Source organism: Micromonospora taraxaci, from assembly GCF_007830095.1.
Taxonomy (GTDB): Bacteria; Actinomycetota; Actinomycetes; order Mycobacteriales; family Micromonosporaceae; genus Micromonospora; species Micromonospora taraxaci.
Genome location: NZ_VIWZ01000001.1, coordinates 1699998 through 1720580 on the forward strand (window position 1 = coordinate 1699998; position 20583 = coordinate 1720580).

Annotated in this window: 21 protein-coding genes; 15 read left to right on the plus strand and 6 right to left on the minus strand. The window is 70.5% G+C overall.

The genetic code is table 11. The annotated features are described in order from the left end of the window. The first annotated feature begins 58 nt into the window (after window positions 1–58). Both holA and FHU34_RS08090 read left to right on the plus strand, forming a co-directional pair. On the plus strand, window positions 59–1039 hold the full coding sequence (gene holA, locus FHU34_RS08085) for a DNA polymerase III subunit delta (protein WP_145785486.1): 981 nt from the start codon (window positions 59–61) through the stop codon (window positions 1037–1039). Further along, entirely contained in the window at window positions 1036–1458 is a 423-nt protein-coding gene (locus FHU34_RS08090; RefSeq protein WP_145779397.1) for a hypothetical protein, read from the plus strand. Before holA ends, FHU34_RS08090 begins: the two co-directional genes overlap by 4 nt. Before the next feature lie 114 nt (window positions 1459–1572). On the opposite strand, the gene rpsT is transcribed toward FHU34_RS08090, so the two are convergent. Then, a complete protein-coding gene (gene rpsT / locus FHU34_RS08095; RefSeq protein ID WP_030491765.1) occupies window positions 1573–1839 on the minus strand; it encodes a 30S ribosomal protein S20 in 267 nt (88 codons plus the stop codon). A gap of 335 nt (window positions 1840–2174) precedes the next feature. After that, window positions 2175–3161, minus strand: coding sequence for an aminoglycoside phosphotransferase family protein (locus FHU34_RS08100; protein ID WP_145779398.1), 987 nt, complete (start codon window positions 3159–3161; stop codon window positions 2175–2177). A 61-nt stretch (window positions 3162–3222) separates the two neighbouring features. Between FHU34_RS08100 and FHU34_RS08105 the strand changes: the two genes are divergently transcribed. The 8 genes from FHU34_RS08105 (at window position 3223) to FHU34_RS08140 (ending at window position 11253) form a co-directional block, all read left to right on the plus strand. Next, window positions 3223–3759, plus strand: a complete 537-nt coding sequence (locus FHU34_RS08105) for a DUF4240 domain-containing protein (RefSeq protein WP_145779399.1) — start codon at window positions 3223–3225, stop codon at window positions 3757–3759. Between the two features lie 116 nt (window positions 3760–3875). Then, window positions 3876–5750: a translation elongation factor 4 gene (lepA, locus tag FHU34_RS08110; RefSeq protein ID WP_145779400.1), complete on the plus strand. Its 1875-nt coding sequence runs from the start codon at window positions 3876–3878 to the stop codon at window positions 5748–5750. 356 nt (window positions 5751–6106) lie between these two features. Beyond that, window positions 6107–6391, plus strand: coding sequence for a GlsB/YeaQ/YmgE family stress response membrane protein (locus tag FHU34_RS08115; RefSeq protein WP_145779401.1), 285 nt, complete (start codon window positions 6107–6109; stop codon window positions 6389–6391). A gap of 556 nt (window positions 6392–6947) precedes the next feature. Beyond that, the gene (locus FHU34_RS08120; RefSeq protein WP_145779401.1) at window positions 6948–7232 is read left to right on the plus strand and encodes a GlsB/YeaQ/YmgE family stress response membrane protein; all 285 of its coding nucleotides are present in this window, start codon (window positions 6948–6950) and stop codon (window positions 7230–7232) included. Between the two features lie 247 nt (window positions 7233–7479). Continuing rightward, window positions 7480–8766 carry a sugar ABC transporter substrate-binding protein gene (locus FHU34_RS08125; protein WP_145779402.1) on the plus strand — a complete coding sequence of 429 codons (1287 nt, stop codon included), beginning with the start codon at window positions 7480–7482 and terminating at the stop codon, window positions 8764–8766. Continuing rightward, on the plus strand, window positions 8763–9749 hold the full coding sequence (locus FHU34_RS08130; protein ID WP_145779403.1) for a carbohydrate ABC transporter permease: 987 nt from the start codon (window positions 8763–8765) through the stop codon (window positions 9747–9749). Before FHU34_RS08125 ends, FHU34_RS08130 begins: the two co-directional genes overlap by 4 nt. Further along, complete coding sequence (locus FHU34_RS08135; RefSeq protein ID WP_145779404.1) at window positions 9746–10576, plus strand: carbohydrate ABC transporter permease; 831 nt, start codon at window positions 9746–9748, stop codon at window positions 10574–10576. Before FHU34_RS08130 ends, FHU34_RS08135 begins: the two co-directional genes overlap by 4 nt. A gap of 35 nt (window positions 10577–10611) precedes the next feature. Beyond that, a complete protein-coding gene (locus tag FHU34_RS08140; RefSeq protein ID WP_145779405.1) occupies window positions 10612–11253 on the plus strand; it encodes an MOSC domain-containing protein in 642 nt (213 codons plus the stop codon). 52 nt (window positions 11254–11305) lie between these two features. Here the strand turns inward: FHU34_RS08140 and FHU34_RS08145 are convergent, their stop codons facing one another. Both FHU34_RS08145 and FHU34_RS08150 read right to left on the minus strand, forming a co-directional pair. Continuing rightward, window positions 11306–12208: a phytanoyl-CoA dioxygenase family protein gene (locus tag FHU34_RS08145; protein WP_088988074.1), complete on the minus strand. Its 903-nt coding sequence runs from the start codon at window positions 12206–12208 to the stop codon at window positions 11306–11308. A gap of 221 nt (window positions 12209–12429) precedes the next feature. After that, complete coding sequence (locus tag FHU34_RS08150; protein WP_145779406.1) at window positions 12430–13290, minus strand: hypothetical protein; 861 nt, start codon at window positions 13288–13290, stop codon at window positions 12430–12432. Between the two features lie 345 nt (window positions 13291–13635). Between FHU34_RS08150 and FHU34_RS08155 the strand changes: the two genes are divergently transcribed. Beyond that, window positions 13636–14400, plus strand: a complete 765-nt coding sequence (locus FHU34_RS08155; protein WP_145779407.1) for an SDR family NAD(P)-dependent oxidoreductase — start codon at window positions 13636–13638, stop codon at window positions 14398–14400. Window positions 14401–14490: 90 nt separating this feature from the next. Here FHU34_RS08155 and FHU34_RS08160 read toward each other — a convergent pair whose 3' ends face one another. Continuing rightward, complete coding sequence (locus tag FHU34_RS08160) at window positions 14491–15300, minus strand: enoyl-CoA hydratase-related protein (RefSeq protein WP_145779408.1); 810 nt, start codon at window positions 15298–15300, stop codon at window positions 14491–14493. A 19-nt stretch (window positions 15301–15319) separates the two neighbouring features. Here FHU34_RS08160 and hemW point away from each other — a divergent pair, with 19 nt between their 5' ends. Beyond that, a complete protein-coding gene (hemW, locus tag FHU34_RS08165) occupies window positions 15320–16543 on the plus strand; it encodes a radical SAM family heme chaperone HemW (RefSeq protein ID WP_208744943.1) in 1224 nt (407 codons plus the stop codon). Between the two features lie 204 nt (window positions 16544–16747). Here hemW and FHU34_RS08170 read toward each other — a convergent pair whose 3' ends face one another. After that, the gene (locus FHU34_RS08170; protein ID WP_145779410.1) at window positions 16748–17380 is read right to left on the minus strand and encodes a DUF4870 domain-containing protein; all 633 of its coding nucleotides are present in this window, start codon (window positions 17378–17380) and stop codon (window positions 16748–16750) included. Between the two features lie 226 nt (window positions 17381–17606). Between FHU34_RS08170 and hrcA the strand changes: the two genes are divergently transcribed. The 3 genes from hrcA to FHU34_RS08185 all read left to right on the plus strand — a co-directional run bounded on the left by hrcA (window position 17607) and on the right by FHU34_RS08185 (window position 20582). Continuing rightward, window positions 17607–18629 (plus strand): heat-inducible transcriptional repressor HrcA, encoded by a 1023-nt coding sequence (hrcA, locus tag FHU34_RS08175; RefSeq protein WP_145779411.1) that lies wholly within the window; start codon window positions 17607–17609, stop codon window positions 18627–18629. Window positions 18630–18700: 71 nt separating this feature from the next. Next, on the plus strand, window positions 18701–19846 hold the full coding sequence (dnaJ, locus tag FHU34_RS08180) for a molecular chaperone DnaJ (protein ID WP_030491782.1): 1146 nt from the start codon (window positions 18701–18703) through the stop codon (window positions 19844–19846). 1 nt (window position 19847) lies between these two features. Continuing rightward, window positions 19848–20582 (plus strand): 16S rRNA (uracil(1498)-N(3))-methyltransferase, encoded by a 735-nt coding sequence (locus FHU34_RS08185; protein WP_145779412.1) that lies wholly within the window; start codon window positions 19848–19850, stop codon window positions 20580–20582. Window position 20583: the final 1 nt, after the last annotated feature.

Genomic DNA, 20583 nt, shown 5'->3' on the forward strand with positions numbered 1-20583 from the left:
GGCTGCGCCGACCGAGCAGCTGATGAGCAGGCACGATCCCACGCTGGGGCGTGCGAATATGGGCGGCGTGACCCCCGCCAGCCTCGCCCCCATTCTGCTCGTCCTCGGTGACGAGGAGCTGCTCGCCACGCGCGCGGTCACCGAAGCTGTCGCGAAGGTTCGCAGCGTCGACCCCGAGGTGGACGTCCGCGAGTACCAGGCCGGAGCGCTCACCGTCGGCGAGATCGCCGAGATGCTCAGCCCGTCGCTGTTCGGTGGGCGGCGGCTGCTGATCCTGCGTTCCGGTCAGGACGCGCGCAAGGACCTGGTCGCCGCGCTGCTGGCGTACGCGAAGAATCCCGACCCGGACGTCCAACTGCTGGTGCTGCACCTGGGTGCCGCCAAGGGCAAGGCGTTCGCCGACGGGCTGCGGGCAGCCGGCGCGACCGTCGTGCCGGCGGTCAAGCTCAAGGGGCACCGCGACCGGGTGGCCTTCGTCCGGGACGAGATCCGCCGAGCCGGAGGCAAGTGCACCGACGACGCCGCGGAGGCGCTCATCGCGGCCGTTGGCAACGACCTCCGCGAACTGGCCGCCGCGTGCTCCCAGCTGATCGCCGACACCGACGGGCGGATCAGCGCCGAAACTGTCGCCCGCTACTACCGGGGTCGGGTCGAGGTGACCGGCTTCACGGTGGCGGACGCCACCATGGTCGGCGACGTGCCGGCGGCGTTGGAGGCGCTGCGCTGGGCCCTGCACGTCGGGGTCGACCCGGTGCCCATCGCCGACGCCCTGGCCGACGGAGTGCGCACGGTTGCCAGGGTGGCGTCGGCCGGGCGGGGCAACCCGTACCAGCTGGCCAGCAGCCTCGGCATGCCCGCGTGGAAGATCGAACGGGCGCAGCGACAGGGGCGCGGTTGGACCCCGGAGGGCCTGGTCCGGGCCATGCAGGTCGCCGCCGAGTGCAACGCGGCCGTCAAGGGCGGCTCAGACGACCGGGCGTACGCACTGGAACGGGCGGTCTTCTCCGTCGCGGCGGCCCGGCAGGGCAGCACCAGGTGACGGGGGCGAACCGCCCGGCGTGGGCCACCATCGGAGTGGACGAGGAGCGGTACCGGCCGCTCTACGCCCGGATCCTCGGCCTGCGGTTCGTCAACCCCGGCGGCGTGCTGTGCTTCCTCTTCTTCGAGGGCACCATCGCCCTGGCGGTGCTGCTCGCCCTCGCCGAACTTGTCACCTGGTGGGCGGTGCTGGTGCTGCCCGTCGTGGTGGCGGCGATGGTCAAGCTCAACGACATGGTGGCCGCGATCGTGGTCCGCTCCGCAGCGCTCGTGCCCGAGCAGGAACGGGACCGATTCCGCCGCCAGATGGAACCGGCGGTCGGGCGAGCCCAGGTGGAGTGGATCTCGCAGAGTGTGACCGGCGTGGTGATCACCGCAGATTCGGTGCCACCCCCTCGCCGCGCCCACCCGTCAGACTGAGCCCGGCCGCCGGGAAACGACCAATCAGGCCCAGCCTGGCTAGCCCGACTGCGGACACACGGAAGCCCCGGGCCTGGGCCCGGGGCTTTCCGAATCAGTCTGACGGTGAAGTCGTCAGGCGGAGAGCGACACCACGCGCTTCGCGATCGCGGACTTGCGGTTCGCGGCCTGGTTGGAGTGGATCACGCCCTTGCTGACGGCCTTGTCCAGCTTGCGCGAGGCGTCCAGCATGAGCGCGGTCGCCTTCTCGACGTCACCGGCCTCGGCAGCCTCGTGGAACTTCCGGACGGCGGTCTTCAGCGACGACTTGACCGACTTGTTGCGCAGCCGGGCCTTTTCGTTCTGCCGGTTGCGCTTGATCTGGGACTTGATGTTCGCCACGCGACAGCCTCGTCTTGATAGCTCGGGTTGGTCAGCTTGTGCGCTGGATGACGAACATGCGTCACCGCCGCGCGAAGAGCCAGGTTACCAGGTCGCCCGGGACGAGCCAAAACGGCTCGGCCCGAACGGGGCCCGTCCTGGGTCGAGAGCCTATCCGAACGCTCGAACGCTTGATTCACTCGGCTTCCTGGAAACCGCGCCATCCGACCGTGGCTGACAGACCGACTTCAAGGAACCCGAGTCGATCACGGGCCGGGGCCGCCGGGGGTGCCGAGGCCGCCGGGCCCGCCGGGTGTCGGGGCCGCCGGGCCACCGGAGTCGCAGGCGGGCCGCTGTCAGCGCCAGCCCTGACGGCGGGCCAGCCAGTCGAGCGATTGTTCCCCGCTCCACCGCTGGTGGGCGGGCAGGTGCGGCGAAGCCGTCGCCGGTGCCGCCGCCGCGCCCGTGAGGTAATAGCCGGCCAACGCGGCCAGGGTCGCGTCCAACGCGTCGGGCGGTGCGCCGGCGGTCGCCGGGTGGGTGGCGAAAAGCCGGTCGGCGTCGAGTCCACTGGCGTACGCGGTGAGGAGCAGACCGGCCAGGTCGAACCAGGCCGGCCCGGAACATACCCAGGTCCAGTCGCAGAACCAGGCTCGGCCGTCCGCGCCGATCAGCACGTTGTCGACTCGCAGGTCGCCGTGGATCAGCCCGGTCGCCTCGGCGGCGTACCGGGGGAGGAGGGACTCCAACGCGACCAGGTCGGGCACCCGATCCAGGGTCGACGAGGGCAGCGGGGGCGGGGGTTCCCGACCGGCGGCGACCTCCTCCCACCAGAGGATGTCCGAGCGGGCCAGGTCGGCCAGGTGTGGCAGGCCGAGGGCGGTCAGCTCGGCCGGTGGCTCGGCCAGGGCGGCGGCGACCTCCGCGTACCCGGCGAGGGTGGCGTCCAGCTCGGCGGGCACCCACGGCAGGCGTGGGGTGTGGCCGTCGACGGCGTCGGTGCAGAGCACGAACCAGCCGGCCTCGTACAGCGTCCACCGGGGCCGGGGCGCCGGTAGGTCGGCCGGCAGCCGGTCCAGGATCGCTGCTTCCCGGGCGTACCACTCGACCAGGTGCGGTTGCTCGGCGGCGGGTGCCGCCTTCACGAAGGCCCGGCCGCCGGCGGCGGTGTGGAGCACCGCGGCGAAGCCGCGGGTGAAGCCCGCGCCCGCGACCCGGGCGGTGACCACCGGCGTGCCGAGCCGGTCGGCGACTGCGGCCCGCAGCGTCGCCGGCAACGTCGACCACGACGGCCGCTGGGCGCTCGCGTGGTAGGGCACCGGCGGCAACGAGGGAGAGGACACCGCACCATGCTGCCCCGGGGTGCGTGCGCGACGCGCGGCGACACTGCCAGACTGCCAAGCCATGAGGACCGAGGACTTCTGGCAGCTGATCGACGAGGCTCGGGCCGGCGGCGGGGGAGAGCCCGGGCCGGTCGCCGCGCGGGCCGTCGCCCTGCTCGCCGAGCGCGATCCGGAGGACATCGTCGGGTACGCCCGGCACCAGACGCGGGTGCTGGCGGCCTCGCACAAGGCGGACCTGTGGGGCGCGGCGTACCTGATCAACGGTGGCGCCTCGGCCGACGGCTTCGAGCACTTCCGGGGCTGGCTGATGACCCAGGGGCGGGCGGTCTTCGCCCGCGCGGTCACCGAACCGGACTCGCTGGCCGAACTGCCGCAGGTGCGGGCGGCCTCGCTCAGTGGTGAGGAGTTCTCCGCCGAGCGGATGCTGTCGGTGCCCTGGGACGCGTACCGCAAGGCCACCGCCACCGAACTACCCGCGGACCGTGACCCGGTGCGGACGCCGGACCTGAACGACTTCTGGGACTTCGACGACGAAGAAGAGGCGCGTCGGCGGTTGCCCCGGTTGGCCGCGCTCTTCGTCGAGCCGCCCCTGGAGTGAGGTGTCCGCGGACCGATGCATCGCCCGCGCAGTGGGCGCACCCCGGCGGCGTGGGAACATAGAGGGGGTCGGCGGCGCGCCGGCCTGTTCACGTCAGCCGACCAGAACGGACCGCTGTGCCACCGAAGCTCGATCCCGGCGCGAACGCCCCTGGTTCCACCGACCCCGGTCGCATCCGGAACTTCGGCATCATCGCCCACATCGACCACGGGAAGTCGACCCTGGCCGACCGGATGCTGCAGCTCACCGGCGTGGTCGATCCCCGGCAGATGCGCGCGCAGTACCTGGACCGGATGGACATCGAGCGCGAGCGCGGCATCACCATCAAGAGCCAGGCCGTCCGCATGCCCTGGACCATCCGTGAGGGTGAGCGGGCCGGCGAGCACGCGGTGCTCAACATGATCGACACCCCGGGGCACGTCGACTTCACCTACGAGGTGTCCCGGTCGCTGGCCGCCTGCGAAGGCGCCGTGCTGCTGGTCGACGCCGCGCAGGGCATCGAGGCGCAGACCCTGGCGAACCTCTACCTGGCGCTCGAGAACGACCTGCGCATCATCCCGGTGCTCAACAAGATCGACCTGCCGGCCGCCCAGCCGGAGAAGTACGCCGAGGAGTTGGCCCACCTCATCGGCGGTGATCCCGCCGACTGCATCCGGGTCTCCGGCAAGACCGGCGAGGGCGTCCCGCACCTGCTCGACGAGATCGTCAGGCAGTTCGTTCCGCCGGTCGGTGAGGCCGAGTCGCCCGCCCGCGCGATGATCTTCGATTCGGTGTACGACGTGTACCGCGGTGTCGTCACGTACGTCCGGGTCATCGACGGCCGGATCAGCGCACGCGACCGGATCAAGATGATGTCCACCGGCGCCGTGCACGAGCTGCTGGAGATCGGCGTCATCTCGCCCGAGATGGTCAAGGCCGAGGCGCTCGGCGTCGGCGAGGTCGGCTACCTGATCACCGGCGTGAAGGACGTCCGGCAGTCCCGGGTCGGTGACACTGTCACCATCAACAGCCGGCCGGCGGCCGAGCCGCTCGGTGGCTACAAGGACCCGAAGCCGATGGTCTACTCCGGCCTCTACCCGATCGACGGGTCCGACTACCCGAACCTGCGCGAGGCCCTGGACAAGCTCAAGCTCAACGACGCCGCCCTGGACTACGAGCCGGAGACGTCCGGTGCCCTCGGGTTCGGCTTCCGCTGCGGCTTCCTCGGCCTGCTCCACCTGGAGATCATCCGGGAGCGGTTGGAGCGCGAGTACAACCTCGACCTGATCTCCACCGCCCCGAACGTCGTCTACCGGGCGATCACGGACGATGGCGCGGAGATCGTCGTGACCAACCCGAGCGAGTACCCCACCGGCAAGATCGCCGAGGTGTACGAGCCAGTGGTCCGGGCCACCGTGCTGACGCCGAACGACTACGTGGGCGCGGTGATGGAGCTCTGCCAGGGCCGGCGCGGCACCCTGCTCGGCATGGACTACCTCTCCGCCGACCGGGTGGAGCTGCGCTACACGCTGCCCCTCGCGGAGATCATCTACGACTTCTTCGACCAGTTGAAGAGCCGCACTAAGGGCTACGCGTCGCTCGACTACGAGCCCTCCGGCGAGCAGGCGTCCGACCTGGTGAAGGTGGACATCCTGCTGCACGGCGAGCCGGTGGACGCGTTCAGCGCGATCGTGCACAAGGACAAGGCGTACAACTACGGCGTCACCATCGCCGCCAAGCTTCGTACGCTGATCCCGCGCCAGCAGTTCGAGGTGCCGATCCAGGCGGCCATCGGCAGCCGGGTCATCGCCCGGGAGACCATCCGTGCCATCCGCAAGGACGTGCTCGCCAAGTGCTACGGCGGTGATATCAGCCGTAAGCGCAAGCTGCTGGAGAAGCAGAAGGAAGGCAAGAAGCGGATGAAGATGGTCGGCCGGGTCGAGGTGCCGCAGGAGGCCTTCATCGCCGCCCTCTCCTCCGACTCCGGCGACAACAAGGCCCCCAAGAAGTAACCCCCGGCCGCTGTCTGCCCGCCGCTGCCCGCCGCTGCCCGCCGCTGTTCGCGGTGATCAAGAGGTTTGCGTCATCCGAGCCCCGGATTCTGACGCAAACCTCTTGATCATCGGGGTGCGGGCGTGGGGGTGTGGGCAGGTTTTTTTGCTGCTCTGTGTCCGGTAGTCGCCCTGGGCAACATGATGCCTGACCTGTGTGGACGCGAGCCCGACCCAATCGACGCAGCCTCTCGGCATCGATGCTGGCAACTTGTTTGTGACTGAGTCGGTTTGGATTTTCGTTGGCTCGGGCATCTAACCGTCACGACAGGAAGCACACAGATCGTGTGTCAGACATTCTTTGAGGGAGGGTGGCCGTGGAGCTCACCGTGTGGGGCATCATCACTGCGATCGTTGTTGGTCTCATCGTCGGCGCGCTCGGCCGCCTGGTGGTTCCGGGTCGGCAGAACATGCCGATCTGGCTGCACCTGTTGATCGGTGTGGGTGCGGCGCTGCTGGGTACGGTGCTGGCGCGGGCGATGGGTATCGCGACGGAGACCGCTGGTGTGGACTGGACGGAGCTGCTGGTTCAGGTGGTCGTCGCGGCGATCGCGGTCGCGCTGGTGGCCGGTGTCGGTGGGCGTCGCCGCGTCACCCGATGACACCAGCACTGCTGTAACACCGCGATACTTCCGAGGGGCGCCCAGCCGACAGGCTGGGCGCCCCTCGGCGTTTCTCCTCCTGGGCGTGGTGGCGCTCGGGCCCAGTTCGTCGGCCCGATCCGCCGACAGCAGCCGTGATCGACTCGGGTTCAGTGAAGTCGGGTTGTCCCGGTGCTGCGGATACCCCCGTTTCAGTGACCTCGTGTCGATCATGCGTGCCGATGCCGATCCCGAGGTGGTGATCGACTCCGTATCGCCGATCTGGCGGCCTCTGGCTGACCGGATACCGCAACATCGCCGAGGTGGAGTCGATCAATCGCGCGCACGGAGCGCGGCCCAGCGCGGCCCGGCCGGCCCAGCGCGGCCCGGCCGGGTTGGTCGTGGTGGCAGTGGGGTCCTAACCGTCCAGCCAGCTTGGTGGAACGTGTCCTGCTCGGCCACCTCGTGATCGTTTGGTGGGCGAAGTCGGTTTGGATTTTCGGCGGGTCGGGAACTTAGGGGTCACGACAGAAAGCACACACATCGTGTGTCAGACATTCTTTGAGGGAGGGTGGCCGTGGAGCTCACCGTGTGGGGCATCATCACTGCGATCGTTGTTGGTCTCATCGTCGGCGCGCTCGGCCGCCTGGTGGTTCCGGGTCGGCAGAACATGCCGATCTGGCTGCACCTGTTGATCGGTGTGGGTGCGGCGCTGCTGGGTACGGTGCTGGCGCGGGCGATGGGTATCGCGACGGAGACCGCTGGTGTGGACTGGACGGAGCTGCTGGTTCAGGTGGTCGTCGCGGCGATCGCGGTCGCGCTGGTGGCCGGTGTCGGTGGGCGTCGCCGCGTCACGCGATAACGACCCTGCATCACCTGGCAGGACAGCACTGACAAGACAGCACCAATCGAAAGAGCGCCCGGCCTCGGCCGGGCGCTCTTTCGTGCGGATGTGCCCGACTTCGACCCGGTGCCGCAGGGGCGTTGGTCGGGCCGCTGCGGTACGGTCGCCACGCTTCGGCCAGTCCCGCCCACTGTCGTAAAGGAATTCTCCGTACTAGGGTGCGGCGGAGAAGGTTAGTTCCAAGCGGCGCGAGGGGAGAAGTGGCGTGAACAGGTGGAAGCGGCTGGCCCCGGTCACCGCCATGGTGGCCTCGGCCGCGATGGTGCTGACCGGCTGTGGGGGCTCCGGCGAGGACGCTGCCGACGACAGCAAGCTCACGGTCTGGATGATGGGCGAGGGCGGCGAGGCGCAGAACACCTTCCTCGACTCCGTCGAGACGGAGTTCCGCCAGAAGCACCCCGACACCGACGTGGTGGTGCAGTACATCCCCTGGCTGGAGGCGCCCAAGAAGTTCCAGGCGGCGCTCGCCGGCGGTGAGGGCCCGGACATCACCGAGCTGGGCAACACCGAGACCCAGGGCTGGGCGGCCCAGGAGGCGCTCGCCGACGTGAGTGGTCGGATGGGCGGCTGGGCCGACGGCAAGGACCTGCTGCCCGACCTGGTCCGTAACGCGCAGCTCGACGGCAAGCAGTACGGCGTCCCCTGGTACGCCGGGGTGCGCGCGATCTACTACCGCACCGACTGGTTCGCCGAGGCCGGCGTGCAGCCCCCGAAGACCTGGGACGACCTGGTCACCGTGGCCAAGACCGTGCAGGCGAAGAAGAAGGGCACCTACGGCATCGCCCTTCCCGGCAACTCCGAGCTGCCCTTCTACTCCTTCCTCTGGGGTGCCGGCGGCGAGATCGCCAACAACCAGGGCGGCACCTGGAAGTCCGGCTACACCACGCCGGAGGCGCAGAAGGCCGTCAAGTACTGGACCGACCTGGTCACCGTGCACAAGGTCGCCCCGCCCGCAGCGGCCGGCTGGAACGAGATCGACGCGCGGACCCAGTTCGCCACCGGCAAGGCGGCGATGGCCTTCGCCGGAAGCTGGCAGCAGGGCGCCATCAAGAAGGACAACCCCGAGATCGAGAAGGTCTGGGGTACGTTCCCGATCCCCGGCCCGGACGGCAAGGCGGCACCCGGTTTCGCCGGTGGCTCGGACGTGGCGATCTGGAAGGACAGCGAGCGGCAGGACCTGGCCTGGGACTACCTGACCGTGCTGCTGAACAAGAAGAACGCGCAGAGCTTCGCGAGCAGCCTCGGGTTCTTCCCGGTCTACCAGGATCTGGTCGCGGGTGACACCTACGCCAATGACAAGGTCATGGCGGCGTTCGCCACCACCATGCAGAACACCAAGCTCACGCCGCTCACCCCGAAGTGGGTGGAGGTCAGCCGGACCAAGACGGTGACCCAGGCGATGAACAGCTCGGTCATGAAGGGTCAGAAGACGGTCGAGAAGGCCACCGCCGATGCGGCCGCCGAGATGGAAGGCATTTTGAACAGCAAGTGAGCTCACAGACAAAAAACCCGGAGACGGCCGCCGCGCGGGAGACCCCCGCGCGGCGGCGTCGCCGGGTGGACCGCCTGCCCTACCTGCTGCTCCTGCCCGCGCTGGTGATCATCGGGGTGTTGCTGCTCTGGCCGCTCGGCCAGGTGGTGGTGATGTCCTTCTACCGGCTGAACAACGTCCGGCAGCTGCGCGGCGACCGCGAGTGGCCCTGGGTGGGGCTGGGCAACTACGCCGACATCCTCACCGACCCGTTCTTTCTGACCGTGCTGCGCAACACGGTCCTGTTTGCCGCGGCCAACGTGCTGCTCACCATGGTCCTCGGCACCCTGGTCGGCCTCCTGCTCAACCGGCTCGGTCGCAAGATGGCGACCTTCGTGGCCAGTTGCGTGATGCTTGCCTGGGCCACCCCGGCGCTGACCGGCACCATCGTCTGGAAGTGGATCTTCGACGACACGAGCGGCCTCGCCACGTGGCTGTTCAACGCCCTGCCGGACGGGCTCTCGAACGCTCTGTTCGGTCGGAGCGACTGGACCGGCTACGGCTGGTTCAACTCGCCGCTGCTCTTCTTCGCCATCCTCACCCTGGTGGTGGTCTGGCACTCGTTCCCGTTCATCGCGGTGAGTGTGCTGGCCGGTCTGAAGAGCGTGCCGAGCGAGCTGCACGAGGCGGCCCGGGTGGACGGCGCGAGCCCGTGGCGGGTCTTCTGGAAGATCACCTTCCCGTTGCTGCGCCCGGTCTTCGGGATCCTGATCATTCTCTCCACGATCTGGGACTTCAAGGTCTTCACCCAGCAGTTCGTGCTGGCCGGCGGCACCCAGGACCGGCCGACGTTCATGCTCGCCATCTACTCGTACGCCGAGGCTTTCTCTCCGCCGCCGAAGTACGGACTCGGCGCGGCCATCGCGGTGATCCTCACGCTGATCCTGCTCGTGGTCACCGGCTTCTACGTTCGGATGGTGCTCAGGCAGGAGGACGAGTCATGAAGAAGGTCGCCCTCAACGCAGCCGGCCTGTTGGTCGCGCTCTTCGCGGCGTTCCCGGTCTACTGGATGATCTCCACGTCGCTGAAGCCCAGCAGCGAGATCTTCTCGGCCACTCCGCAGCCGGTGCCGACCCACCCGACGCTGGCGCACTACCGGGAGATCCTGACCGGCAACCTGATCCCCGGCGTGAGCTTCCTCGACTTCTTCCTCAACAGCGCGCTGGTCGCCGTCTCCACTGTGGTGCTCAGTGGGCTGGTGGCCCTGCTGGCCGCGACCGCGGTGGCCCGGTTCCGCTTCAAGCTGCGGACCAGCTTCCTGATCATGCTGTTGGTGGTGCAGATGATCCCGCTGGAGGCACTGGTCATCCCGCTGTTCCTGATGATCCAGCGGCTGGGGCTCTACAACACCCTGCCCAGCCTGATCCTCACGTACCTCGGCTTCTCGCTGCCGTTCGCGGTCTGGATGCTGCGTGGATTCGTCGCCGCGGTGCCCAAGGAGTTGGAGGAGGCGGCGGCCATCGACGGGGCGAGTCGGGCCCAGACCTTCCGGCGGGTCCTCTTTCCGCTGGTCGCGCCCGGCCTGGTGGCCACCAGCATCTTCTCCTTCATCACCGCGTGGAACGAGCTGATCTTCGCGTTGACGTTCATCAACGACCAGGGGAGCTACACGCTGCCGGTGGCGATGACCTTCTTCTTCGGCCGCGACGACACCAACTGGGGGCCGGTGATGGCCGCGTCCACGCTGTTCACCCTGCCGGTGATCATTTTCTTCCTGCTGGTGCAGCGCCGGATGGTCTCCGGCCTGGTGGCCGGCGCCGTCAAGGGCTGACCCCACGTCCCAAGGGCGGGCCTATGCTGACGGCCATGACGGGCAGGGTGGCAGCGGTGAACCTCGGCGTGGTGACCGAGGCGGAATGGGCCGGCGACGCGAGCGGTCGCAGCGGCATCGACAAGCGGCCGGTGGACGGCCCGGTGCTGGTCCGCGTCGACGGGGTGGTCGGCGACTTCATCGGCGAGCGAGCCCATCACGGCGGCCCCGACCAGGCGGTGTACGCCTACGCGGAGGAGGACGCCGCCTGGTGGTCGGCGGAGCTGGGCCGCGACGTCCGACCGGGTGGCTTCGGGGAGAACCTGTCCACCTACGCGGTCGACGTGACCGGCGCGGTGATCGGCGAGCAGTGGCTGGTCGGTTCCGCCCTGCTCCAGGTCACCAAGCCGCGTACGCCGTGCACCACCTTCGCCGGATTCTGGGGCGTACCGGATCTGATCAAGCGGTTCACCGCCCGGGCGCTGCCCGGCGCCTACCTGCGGGTGTTGCGCGAGGGGGAGGTCGGCCCGGGCGACCCGGTCGAGGTGGTGGAACGACCGGCGCATGGTGTGACCATCGGCGAGGTGTTCCGGGCGACCAGCCTGGAGCCGGAGTTGCTGCCTCGGCTGCTTGAGGCGGAGGACCTGCCGGAGCCGATCCGGGAGAAGGCCCGCCGCCGCCTCGCCGCCCGCAGCTGAGACACGAAAGCCCCTGCCGTCACCAGACGGCAGGGGCTTTCGCGCGATCGGGTCAGCGGAGCCAGGGGATGTTGCGGTCGAGCAGACCGCGCTCCTTGAGCTCCTTGCGCAGCGGGATCTCGTCGTCGACGTACCCGTCCCAGTTGATGCCCCAGTAGTTGGCGGTGTGGGTGCCCTCACCGATCAGCTGGCGCTGGACCGGGGTGCGGTTGCGGTACCACTCGCCGTTCACGTCGGGGTGCAGCTCGTCCAGCGGACGGATCCACCGGTAGGTGTAGCCGACGAAGAGCATCTTGCGGGTGATGGTCGACAGGTTCGTCGACCGCGAGTGCCACTGCCGACGGTCGAAGATGAAGGCGTCACCCGGGTTGGCGGTGATCTCTACAGTGCCCTCCGGGTCCGGGTTGTGCACGCTGAGGTCCTTGGGCCGGTCCAGGGAGTTCCACAGGTGGCTGCCCGGGATGACCTTGGTGGCGCCGCGGCCGGTCTCGGAGAGGTCCGACAGCACGTACGCGACCTTCAGCGAGAACATCGGCCGAGGCAGGTTCGGGTCCATCGTCTCCGGGTCGGAGTTCTGCCGGTACCCGTCCTGGTGCCAACCCCAGTACGGCTTCTCCGGCTCGGCGGCCGGCGGGGTGACGTCGAGGTGGTTGTGGTGGGTGTAGATGTTCCAGCCGGCCAGCCCCCACATGTACGGGAAGGCGATCGGGTGGGTGAGCAGCTCGCCGAAGAGCTCGTCGCGCTCCAGGAAGCCCAGCAGGTGCAGGGTGCCGTCCTTCTTGGTGGTGCCCTTGGCCTGCTCCTCCGCGTAGACGCGGTCGACCGCCGCCTCCAGCGCCGCCCGGTGGTCCTCCGTCAGGACGTTGCGCAGCAGGAGGAAGCCCTGCTCGTGGAACTCCTTGCGGTCAGTGTCGCTGATCGGTTCGTAACCGGTCCGGTCGCCGTAATCGAACACCGCGTCGTACCCCTCCCCATGAGGTGAATCATTTTCTGGCACAGGCCGCCGATCGTAACGCGACGGACATGGCCTCGGGGAGGAGGTCTTCGATGCGTGGGCCGCAGCGGGACCCCACGCAGCGGGAGAACTTCGGAGAGTGAGATCTTCGTGTTCGATACGGCCTTTGATGGGCACTTGTCCGATTGTGCGGTGACTGCCGGTTAAGAGATCCGGGCCGGTCAGCCCTCGTTGAACACCTCGGCGACCACCTGGCCGGCGGGGCTCTGCCCGCCGTTCGCCCGCCCCCAGGTGCCCGCTCGGGCGGTCCACTCCAGGTCGCCGAAACGGACGCGCTTCACCCCGTGATCCTGTGCGTGGGACACCAGCCAGTGCGCGTACCGCCAGCCGTCGCGTTGGTCGCCCGGCGTGACCGCCAACCCGGTCGGGTCGGCCGGGTCGGTGCCCTTCAGCCCCCAGTCCAGCACCAGGTTGCGGGTCAACTGCGCGGCCGCCGCCGCGCCGTGCATCACCGGGGTACGCCCCACCGTGCAGGCGACCGCTCCGGTGGCGTCTCCCAACAGGGCTCGGCTGAGCACCTCGGAGTCGTCGGCCCACTTCTGGTAGGCCTCCGGGAAGGCCGAGCGCTGGACCCGCTGGGCGGCGTCGGTGACGCGCATCTTCTCCCAGCCGCGCACCTTCTTGAGCGCCGCGTAGAACCGGTTGGCCGCGTAGCGCGGGTCGCGGATCTGCGCCGGGGTGCCCCAGCCCTGGCTCGGCCGCTGCTGGAACAGGCCGACCGAGTCGCGGTCGCCGTCGGCGAGGTTGCGGAGCCCCGACTCCTGGTAGGCGGTGGCCAGCGCGACCACCACGGCCCGCTCGGGCATGCGGCGTTGGGCGCCGATCGCCGCGATGGTCGCCGCGTTGGCCATCTGGTCGGCGTCGAGCGCGACCCGACCGTCGGCCTGCACTGTGCACTTCCGGGCCGCCAGCGGCAACTGGAGGCGGTCACCGACCTGCCGTACGACGAGCCAGATCGCGATCACGGCGACGAGGATCAGCACCACTCCACCCGCCACGGCTGCCCGAGTTCGCACCCACACCCCCAGATCGACAGTCCGACAAGCGTACGTCCCCCGCGGCCCTCTCCGGGTCGTCTGAGCGGTTCGGGACCGGCTCTGCCGAGGCGTGCCGATCGGGACATTCCCGCTTTGGCCCCGGTCTCACCTGCCGGAATGCCGATAATCGGGGCATCTGGCACACGCCCTGTCCGTCCGCCATCAGTACTGTGCGTGGCCGCCTGGTCGACCTGTCGCGCCGGTCACGGCTTCGGCTCGTCGGGAAGTGGTTGACCGGTCAAGGGGTTACCTCAGTTGACATGTCAATCGCTGGCCCGTCCGGCCGCCGATCCAGGCGACCAGACCGGTCACGGAGCAAGGAGGAGTTCCATGGGAACGCTCGACGGCAAGGTCGTACTCGTCACCGGCACCGGCGGCGGTCTGGGACGCGTCGCCGCGCAGATCTTCGCGCGGGAAGGCGCCAAGGTCGTCGGCGCCGACATCCAGGTCGACGGCAACAAGGAGACTGTCGAACTCGTTCGCGCCGCGGGCGGTGAGATGACGGGCATCGCGCCGGTCGACCTCACCGACCCGGACCAGGTGCGCACACTCGTCGAGGACGCCGTCGCGGCCTACGGCGGGCTCGACGTGGTCTACAACAACGCGGCGGCGCTGCGCTTCGGCCCGATGCCCGACTTCTCGGTCGAGGACTGGCGGTACACCATCACCGGCGAACTCGACATTCCGTACTTCGTGTCGAAGTTCGCCTGGCCGCACCTGGTGCGACGCGGTGGTGGCGTGATCATCAACGCCGCCTCCATGGCGGGGACGATCGCCGGTCACGTCCCACCGATGGTCGGCCACACCGCGGCGAACGCCGGTGTCATCGGTCTGACCCGACAACTCGCTCTCGAAGGCGCGCCGCACGGCATCCGGGCGGTCGCGGTCAGCCCCGGGCCCATCATCAGCCCGGCGAGTGAGCGCGACCTGGGTGACAACCAGGCGGCCCGGGACGCGATCACCGGCAAGACGCTGCTGAAGCGGTTCGCCCAACCCGAGGAGGTCGCCGAACTGGTGGTGTTCCTGGCCTCCGACCGGGCGTCCTACATCACCGGCGCGAACTACCCGGTCGACGGCGGCGCGACCGCGTGGTGACCGAGGTGTGGGCGCCGCCGACCGAAGGCGGCGCCCACGACGGTCACTGCGGGGCGGTGGCCCCGCTCTGCCGACCGGTGAGCCCCGGCCCTACCCGGCATGATCAGCGGAACCACCGTCCAGAGCGGCCACCCATCGAGTCAATCTCTTTCCCCGGAACGCGGTGACTCCCTCGCGCCCCTCGTCGGAGAGGAAGTAGCTGGTCGACAGGGCGGACAGCCGGGCCAGGTCGGCGCGCAGCTCGGCAGTGCCCGGCCGACGCAGCAACTCCTTCGCGCCCGCCAAGGCGCCGGGAGCACCCCGCACCAGCGAGTCGCAGTAGCCCCGCACCGCGGCGTCCAGCTCGGCGGCGGGCACGGAGGCCGTGACCAGGCCGACCTGGGCGGCCCGCCGCCCGTCGAAGGTGTCCCCGGTCAGGTACAGCTCGGCCGCGGCACGCGGGTGCAGCCGGGGCAGCACGGTCGCCGAAATCACCGCCGGGATCACCCCGATCCGCACCTCGGTGAACGCGAACGTCGCCTCGTCGGCGCAGACCGCGAGATCGGCGGCGGCGATCAGGCCCAGCCCGCCCGCCCGCGCCGGCCCACCCACCCGGGCCAGCACCGGCTTCGGGCACTCCCAGATCGCCGCGAGTACGTCACCCAGCATGCCGGCCGGCACCGTCCCGCTGGCGTACGCGGCGGCCGTCTCCTTCAGGTCCGCGCCGGAGCAGAAGACCGGGCCGGTGTGGTCGAGCACGATCGCCCGTACCGTCTCGTCGGCGATCGCGTCGCCCAGCCCGGCCAGCAGCTGAGTCATGAGAGCTGTGGAGAGCGCGTTGCGGTTGTGTGGGCTGTCCAGGGTGAGGGTGGTCACCCCACGGGCCGTGGCGACCCGCACGAGGACGTCGGGAGAGGTCATGCCGGGCACACTAGTGGCCATGCCCGGCGTCCTTCCAGATGGTGAGACCGTCCCCGTCGACGGATCGTTGCCCGCCACCGCCACCACGGCGGTCGGCGCGCGCGGCTTCGGCGTGTACGTCCACGTGCCGTTCTGCGCCAGTCGCTGCGGCTACTGCGACTTCAACACCTACACGGCAGCCGAGCTGGGCGGTGGCGCAAGCCGCGACGGGTACGCCGACACCGTCCTGGCCGAGCTGGCGCTCGCCGCCCGGGTGCTGGGCGACAGCCCACCGCCCCGGGTCGACACCGTCTTCGTCGGCGGCGGCACGCCCACCCTGCTCCCCGCCGACGACCTGGCCCGCATCCTCGACGGCATCGACCGCACCTGGGGGTTGGCCGCCGACGCCGAGGTGACCACCGAAGCCAACCCGGAATCGGTCACCCCGGAATCGTTGAAGCTGCTGCGGGCTGCCGGCTACACCCGGATCTCACTGGGCATGCAGTCCGCGTCGCCGGGAGTGCTGGCGATCCTGGACCGCAAACACAGCGCCGGCCGGGCCACCGCCGCCGCGCTGGAAGCCCGCGACGCCGGGTTCGAGCACGTGAACCTGGACCTGATCTACGGAACGCCGGGAGAACGGGCCGAGGACTTCGCCGCCTCGTTGGAGCAGGTGGTCGCCGCCGGGGTGGACCACGTCAGCGCGTACGCCCTGATCGTCGAGGACGGCACCCGGCTCGCCGCCCGGATGCGGCGCGGCGAACTGGCGTACCCCAGTGACGACGTGGCCGCGGACCGCTACCTGGCCGCGGAGGCCGCGCTCGACGCGGCCGGACTCTCCTGGTACGAGGTCTCCAACTGGGCGGCCACCGACGAGGCCCGGTGCCGGCACAACCTGCTCTACTGGACCGGCGCGGACTGGTGGGGGCTGGGGCCGGGAGCACACAGCCACGTCGGCGGCGTGCGGTGGTGGAACGTCAAGCACCCCTCCGCGTACGCCCAGCGGTTGGCCGCCGGCGCGTCTCCGGGTCTGGCCCGGGAGGTGCTCACGGCAGACGAGGCGCACATGGAGGACGTGATGCTGCGGCTCCGCCTCGCCAGCGGCCTGCCGTTGACAGTGCTCGACGCCGCCGGCCGGGCCGGTGCCGAGCGGGCACTGGCCGACGGCCTGCTGGCCGCCGACGAGTACGCGGCCGGCCGGGCCGTGCTCACGCTGCGCGGGCGGCTGCTCGCCGACGCCGTCGTGCGCGATCTGCTGCCCTAGGGCCTCTGTCAAAGCCCCTGGCCGGCCTGCGGCGGGCCCGGACGACGACCGGCCGCGTTGGATGTTCGCCCGGATACAACACCGGTATCCGAACGAACATCCGCCTTACCGGACCGCCGCCCGGACTCCGCCTCGGCTCGACCGAGGACTTTGACACAGGCCCTAGCGGGGCGGGCCGGCCGGGGGAGCGGCCGGCCCGAGGTCTCACTTGACGAAGCTCGCGGAGAGCGGGTAGCGGTAGAGCTGCCCCTCGTTGGCCTTGATGCCGGCGAGGATGCCGAACACCGCGCCGAGGATGATGGCCGCGCCGACCCCGATGAAGCCGATCAGGATGCAGGACAGCACCCAGCCGATCAGGCCGACGATCGACCAGATGAGCTGGAAGTTGAGCGCCGCCACGGCGTGCGTCCGCACGGTCGGGGACTGGTTGCCACGGGCCAGCAGGGCCACCAGCGGGCCGATCCAGCCGAGCACACCGCCGCTGATGATCATGCCGGCGGCGCCGCCGAAGTGCGCGACGAGCGCCCAGGTCTTGTCCTCGTTGTTGGCGTAGCCGCCGCCGGGGCCGCCGTACGCGCCACCGGTCGGGTAGCCGCCGCCGGGCGGGGGATAGCCCCCGGGCGGAGGGTAGCCGCCCGCCGGAGGGTAGCCGCCTGACGGCGGTTGGTCACCGGTGGGCGGCGGATAGCCACCGGGCGGGGGATAGCCGCCCGGGCCGGGTGCCCCGGACAGTGGTGCGGTGGGTGGCTCGGCCGACGGGTACGAACCCGGGGAGGTCGGCTCCGGCGGGTAGTTGCCGGGGTCACCCGCGCCGGGAGGGCGAGGAGGTTCAGTCATGGATGTCACGGTAGGGGCACCGGGCAACGCCGCACCAGAGCAACACCTCCCGGCAGTGTGGGCCGTTCGGGTCCGGCGAGGTGGCGCGGGCCGCACCGACGGGCCGCCGTTGATCATCGCGTCGACGGGTACCTCGACGTAGACTGGCACTCGCTACAGTCGAGTGCCAGGACGGCCCGGCCGGCCCAGGAAGCCGGCGGCCGACGTGCGACAGGAGGTGCGGAGGATGGGTCTCGACGACCGAAAACTCGCCGTGCTCCGCGCCATCGTCGAGGACTACGTCTCCACGCAGGAGCCGGTCGGCAGCAAGGCGCTGGTCGAGCGGCACCAGCTCGGGGTCTCCCCGGCCACGGTCCGCAACGACATGGCCGTGCTGGAGGAGGAGGGCTACATCCGGCAGCCGCACACGAGCGCCGGCCGGGTGCCCACCGACCGCGGTTACCGACTCTTCGTCGACCGGTTGTCCCGGGTCAAGCCGCTCAGTCCGGCCGAGCGCCGGGCCATCGAGCGCTTCCTGGTCGGAGCGGTGGACCTCGACGACGTGGTGCACCGCACGGTGCGGCTGCTCGCCCAGTTGACGCGGCAGGTGGCCGTCGTGCAGTACCCGAGCCTGGCCCGCTCCTCGGTGCGGCACCTGGAGCTGGTGCCGATCTCCACCACCCGGCTGATGCTCGTCATGATCGCCGACACCGGGCGGGTGGAGCAGCGGCTGGTGGAGCTGCCCCGGCCGGTGCCCGCCGACGACGTCACCGACCTGCGTCGGCTGGTCAACGAGAAGTTGGCCGGGGCCCGGCTGTCCGACACCCCGCCACTGGTGCAGGCACTGGTCGACGAGTCGTCCGCCGAGCTGCGGCCGACGATGACCATGCTCTCCACCGTGCTGCTGGAGACGCTCGTCGAGCGGAGCGAGGAACGCATCGCGCTGGCCGGCACCGCGAACCTCACGCGGGGTGGCCTGCTCGACTTCCAGGGTTCCCTGCGGCCGATCCTCGAGGCCCTGGAGGAGGAGGTCGTGCTCCTCAAGCTCATCGGCGAGACCGAGCCGAGCACGACCCGGGTGCTGATCGGCGACGAGAACGAGTTCGACAACCTGCGGGCCGCGTCGGTGGTCAGCACCGGCTACGGCCCGGGCGCGACGATCGTCGGCGGTCTGGGGGTGCTGGGGCCCACCCGGATGGACTACCCCGGCAACATCGCCACGGTGCGCGCCGTGGCACGCTACGTGGGCGAGTTGCTGGCCCAGAACTGACCAGTCAGGGCCGACGGCCGGCGGCTGCCGGATCGGCGCAACGCGAGACGAACATGAGGACACGGAACGCAGTGGCCAGGGACTACTACGGCATTCTCGGTGTGAGCCGGGAAGCCTCCGATGACGAGATCAAGCGCGCCTACCGCAAGCTGGCGCGCCAGTTCCACCCGGACGTCAATCCGGACCCGGAGGCTCAGGAGAAGTTCAAGGACATCAACGCCGCGTACGAGGTCCTCTCGGACGACCGGAAGCGGCAGATCGTCGACCTGGGTGGCGACCCGCTCGCCCCGGGCGGCGGCGGTGCCGGCGGCCCCGGGGGTCCCGGAGGCGCCGGTCCGTTCGTCGGTTTCCAGGACATCATGGACGCGTTCTTCGGCGGTGCCGGGGGCAACGCCCGTGGCCCGCGCCCGCGTACCCGCCCGGGCGCCGACGCGATCCTGCGACTCGAACTCGACCTGCACGAGACGGCGTTCGGCGTCGAGGCGCCGATCACCGTCGACACCGCAGTGCTCTGCACCACCTGCTCCGGCGCCGGCACGGCCGCCGGCACGCACCTGGCGACCTGCGAGGCGTGTGCCGGTCGGGGCGAGGTGCAGTCGGTGCAGCGCACCTTCCTCGGCCAGGTCGTCTCCGCCCGGCCGTGCACCGTGTGCCAGGGCTACGGCACCACCATCCCGCACCCCTGCCCGACCTGCGCCGGCGACGGCCGGGTGCGGACCCGCCGCTCGCTGACCGTCAAGATCCCGGCCGGCGTCGAGGACGGCATGCGGATCCGGCTGGCCCAGCAGGGCGAGGTAGGCCCCGGTGGCGGCACCGCCGGTGACCTCTACGTGGAGATCCACGAGCGCCCGCACGACGTCTACTCCCGCAAGGGCGACGACCTGCACTGCCGGGTCACCGTGCCGATGACCGCGGCGGCGTTGGGCACCCGGCTGACCATCAAGACCCTGGACAGCGAGGAGACCGTGGACGTCAAGGCCGGCACCCAGCCGGCCAGCACGCTGCGACTGCGCGCCCGGGGCGTACCGCACCTGCGCGGCACCGGCCGGGGCGACCTCTACGTGCACCTGGACGTGCGGACCCCGACCAAGCTCGACCCGGACCAGGAGAAGATGCTGCGCGACTTCGCCAAGACCCGTGGTGAGGAGGTCGCCGAGTTGTCCAAGCAGGGCGGCTTCTTCTCCCGGATGCGCGACGCGTTCAACGGGCACGCCTGAGGTGTCCGCACCGCTGTTCCTGGTCGAGGCGCTGCCCACCGGCGACGCGCTGACCCTGGACGGCCCGGAGGGGCACCACGCGGCCACCGTGCAGCGGCTGCGCGTCGGCGAGGAGCTGCTGCTCGCCGACGGGCGGGGCGGCACGGCCGCCGCCGTGGTCACCGCCGTCGGCCGGGGCAGCCTGGAGGTCACCATCACCTCCCGGGGGTACGCGGACGCGCCCGTACCCCGGATCGTCACCGTGCAGGGCATCGCGAAGGGCGACCGGGGCGAGTTGGCAGTGCAGGCGATGACCGAGGTCGGCGTCGACGAGATCGTGCCGTGGGCGGCGTCGCGCTCGGTGACCCAGTGGCGCGGCGACCGGGGCGTACGCGCACGGGAGAAGTGGGTGGCGACCGCCCGGGAGGCAGCCAAGCAGGCCCGCCGGCCGTGGTTGCCGGTGGTGGCCGGCGCGCCCGACGAGTCGACCGCCACGGTGGCCCGTCGGATCGCCGGTGCCGCCGCCGCGTTCGTGCTGCACGAGGAGGCCGACGAGCGGCTGACCACCGCCGAGCTGCCGACCGCCGGTGAGATCGTCCTGGTGGTCGGCCCGGAGGGCGGCATCGCCCCGGCCGAGCTGACCGCGTTCCGCGAGGCCGGCGGTCGGCCGGTGCGGCTCGGGCCGGCGGTGCTGCGCACCTCGACCGCCGGCGTGGCGGCGCTCAGCGTGCTCGCCACCCGCCTCGGCCGCTGGTGAC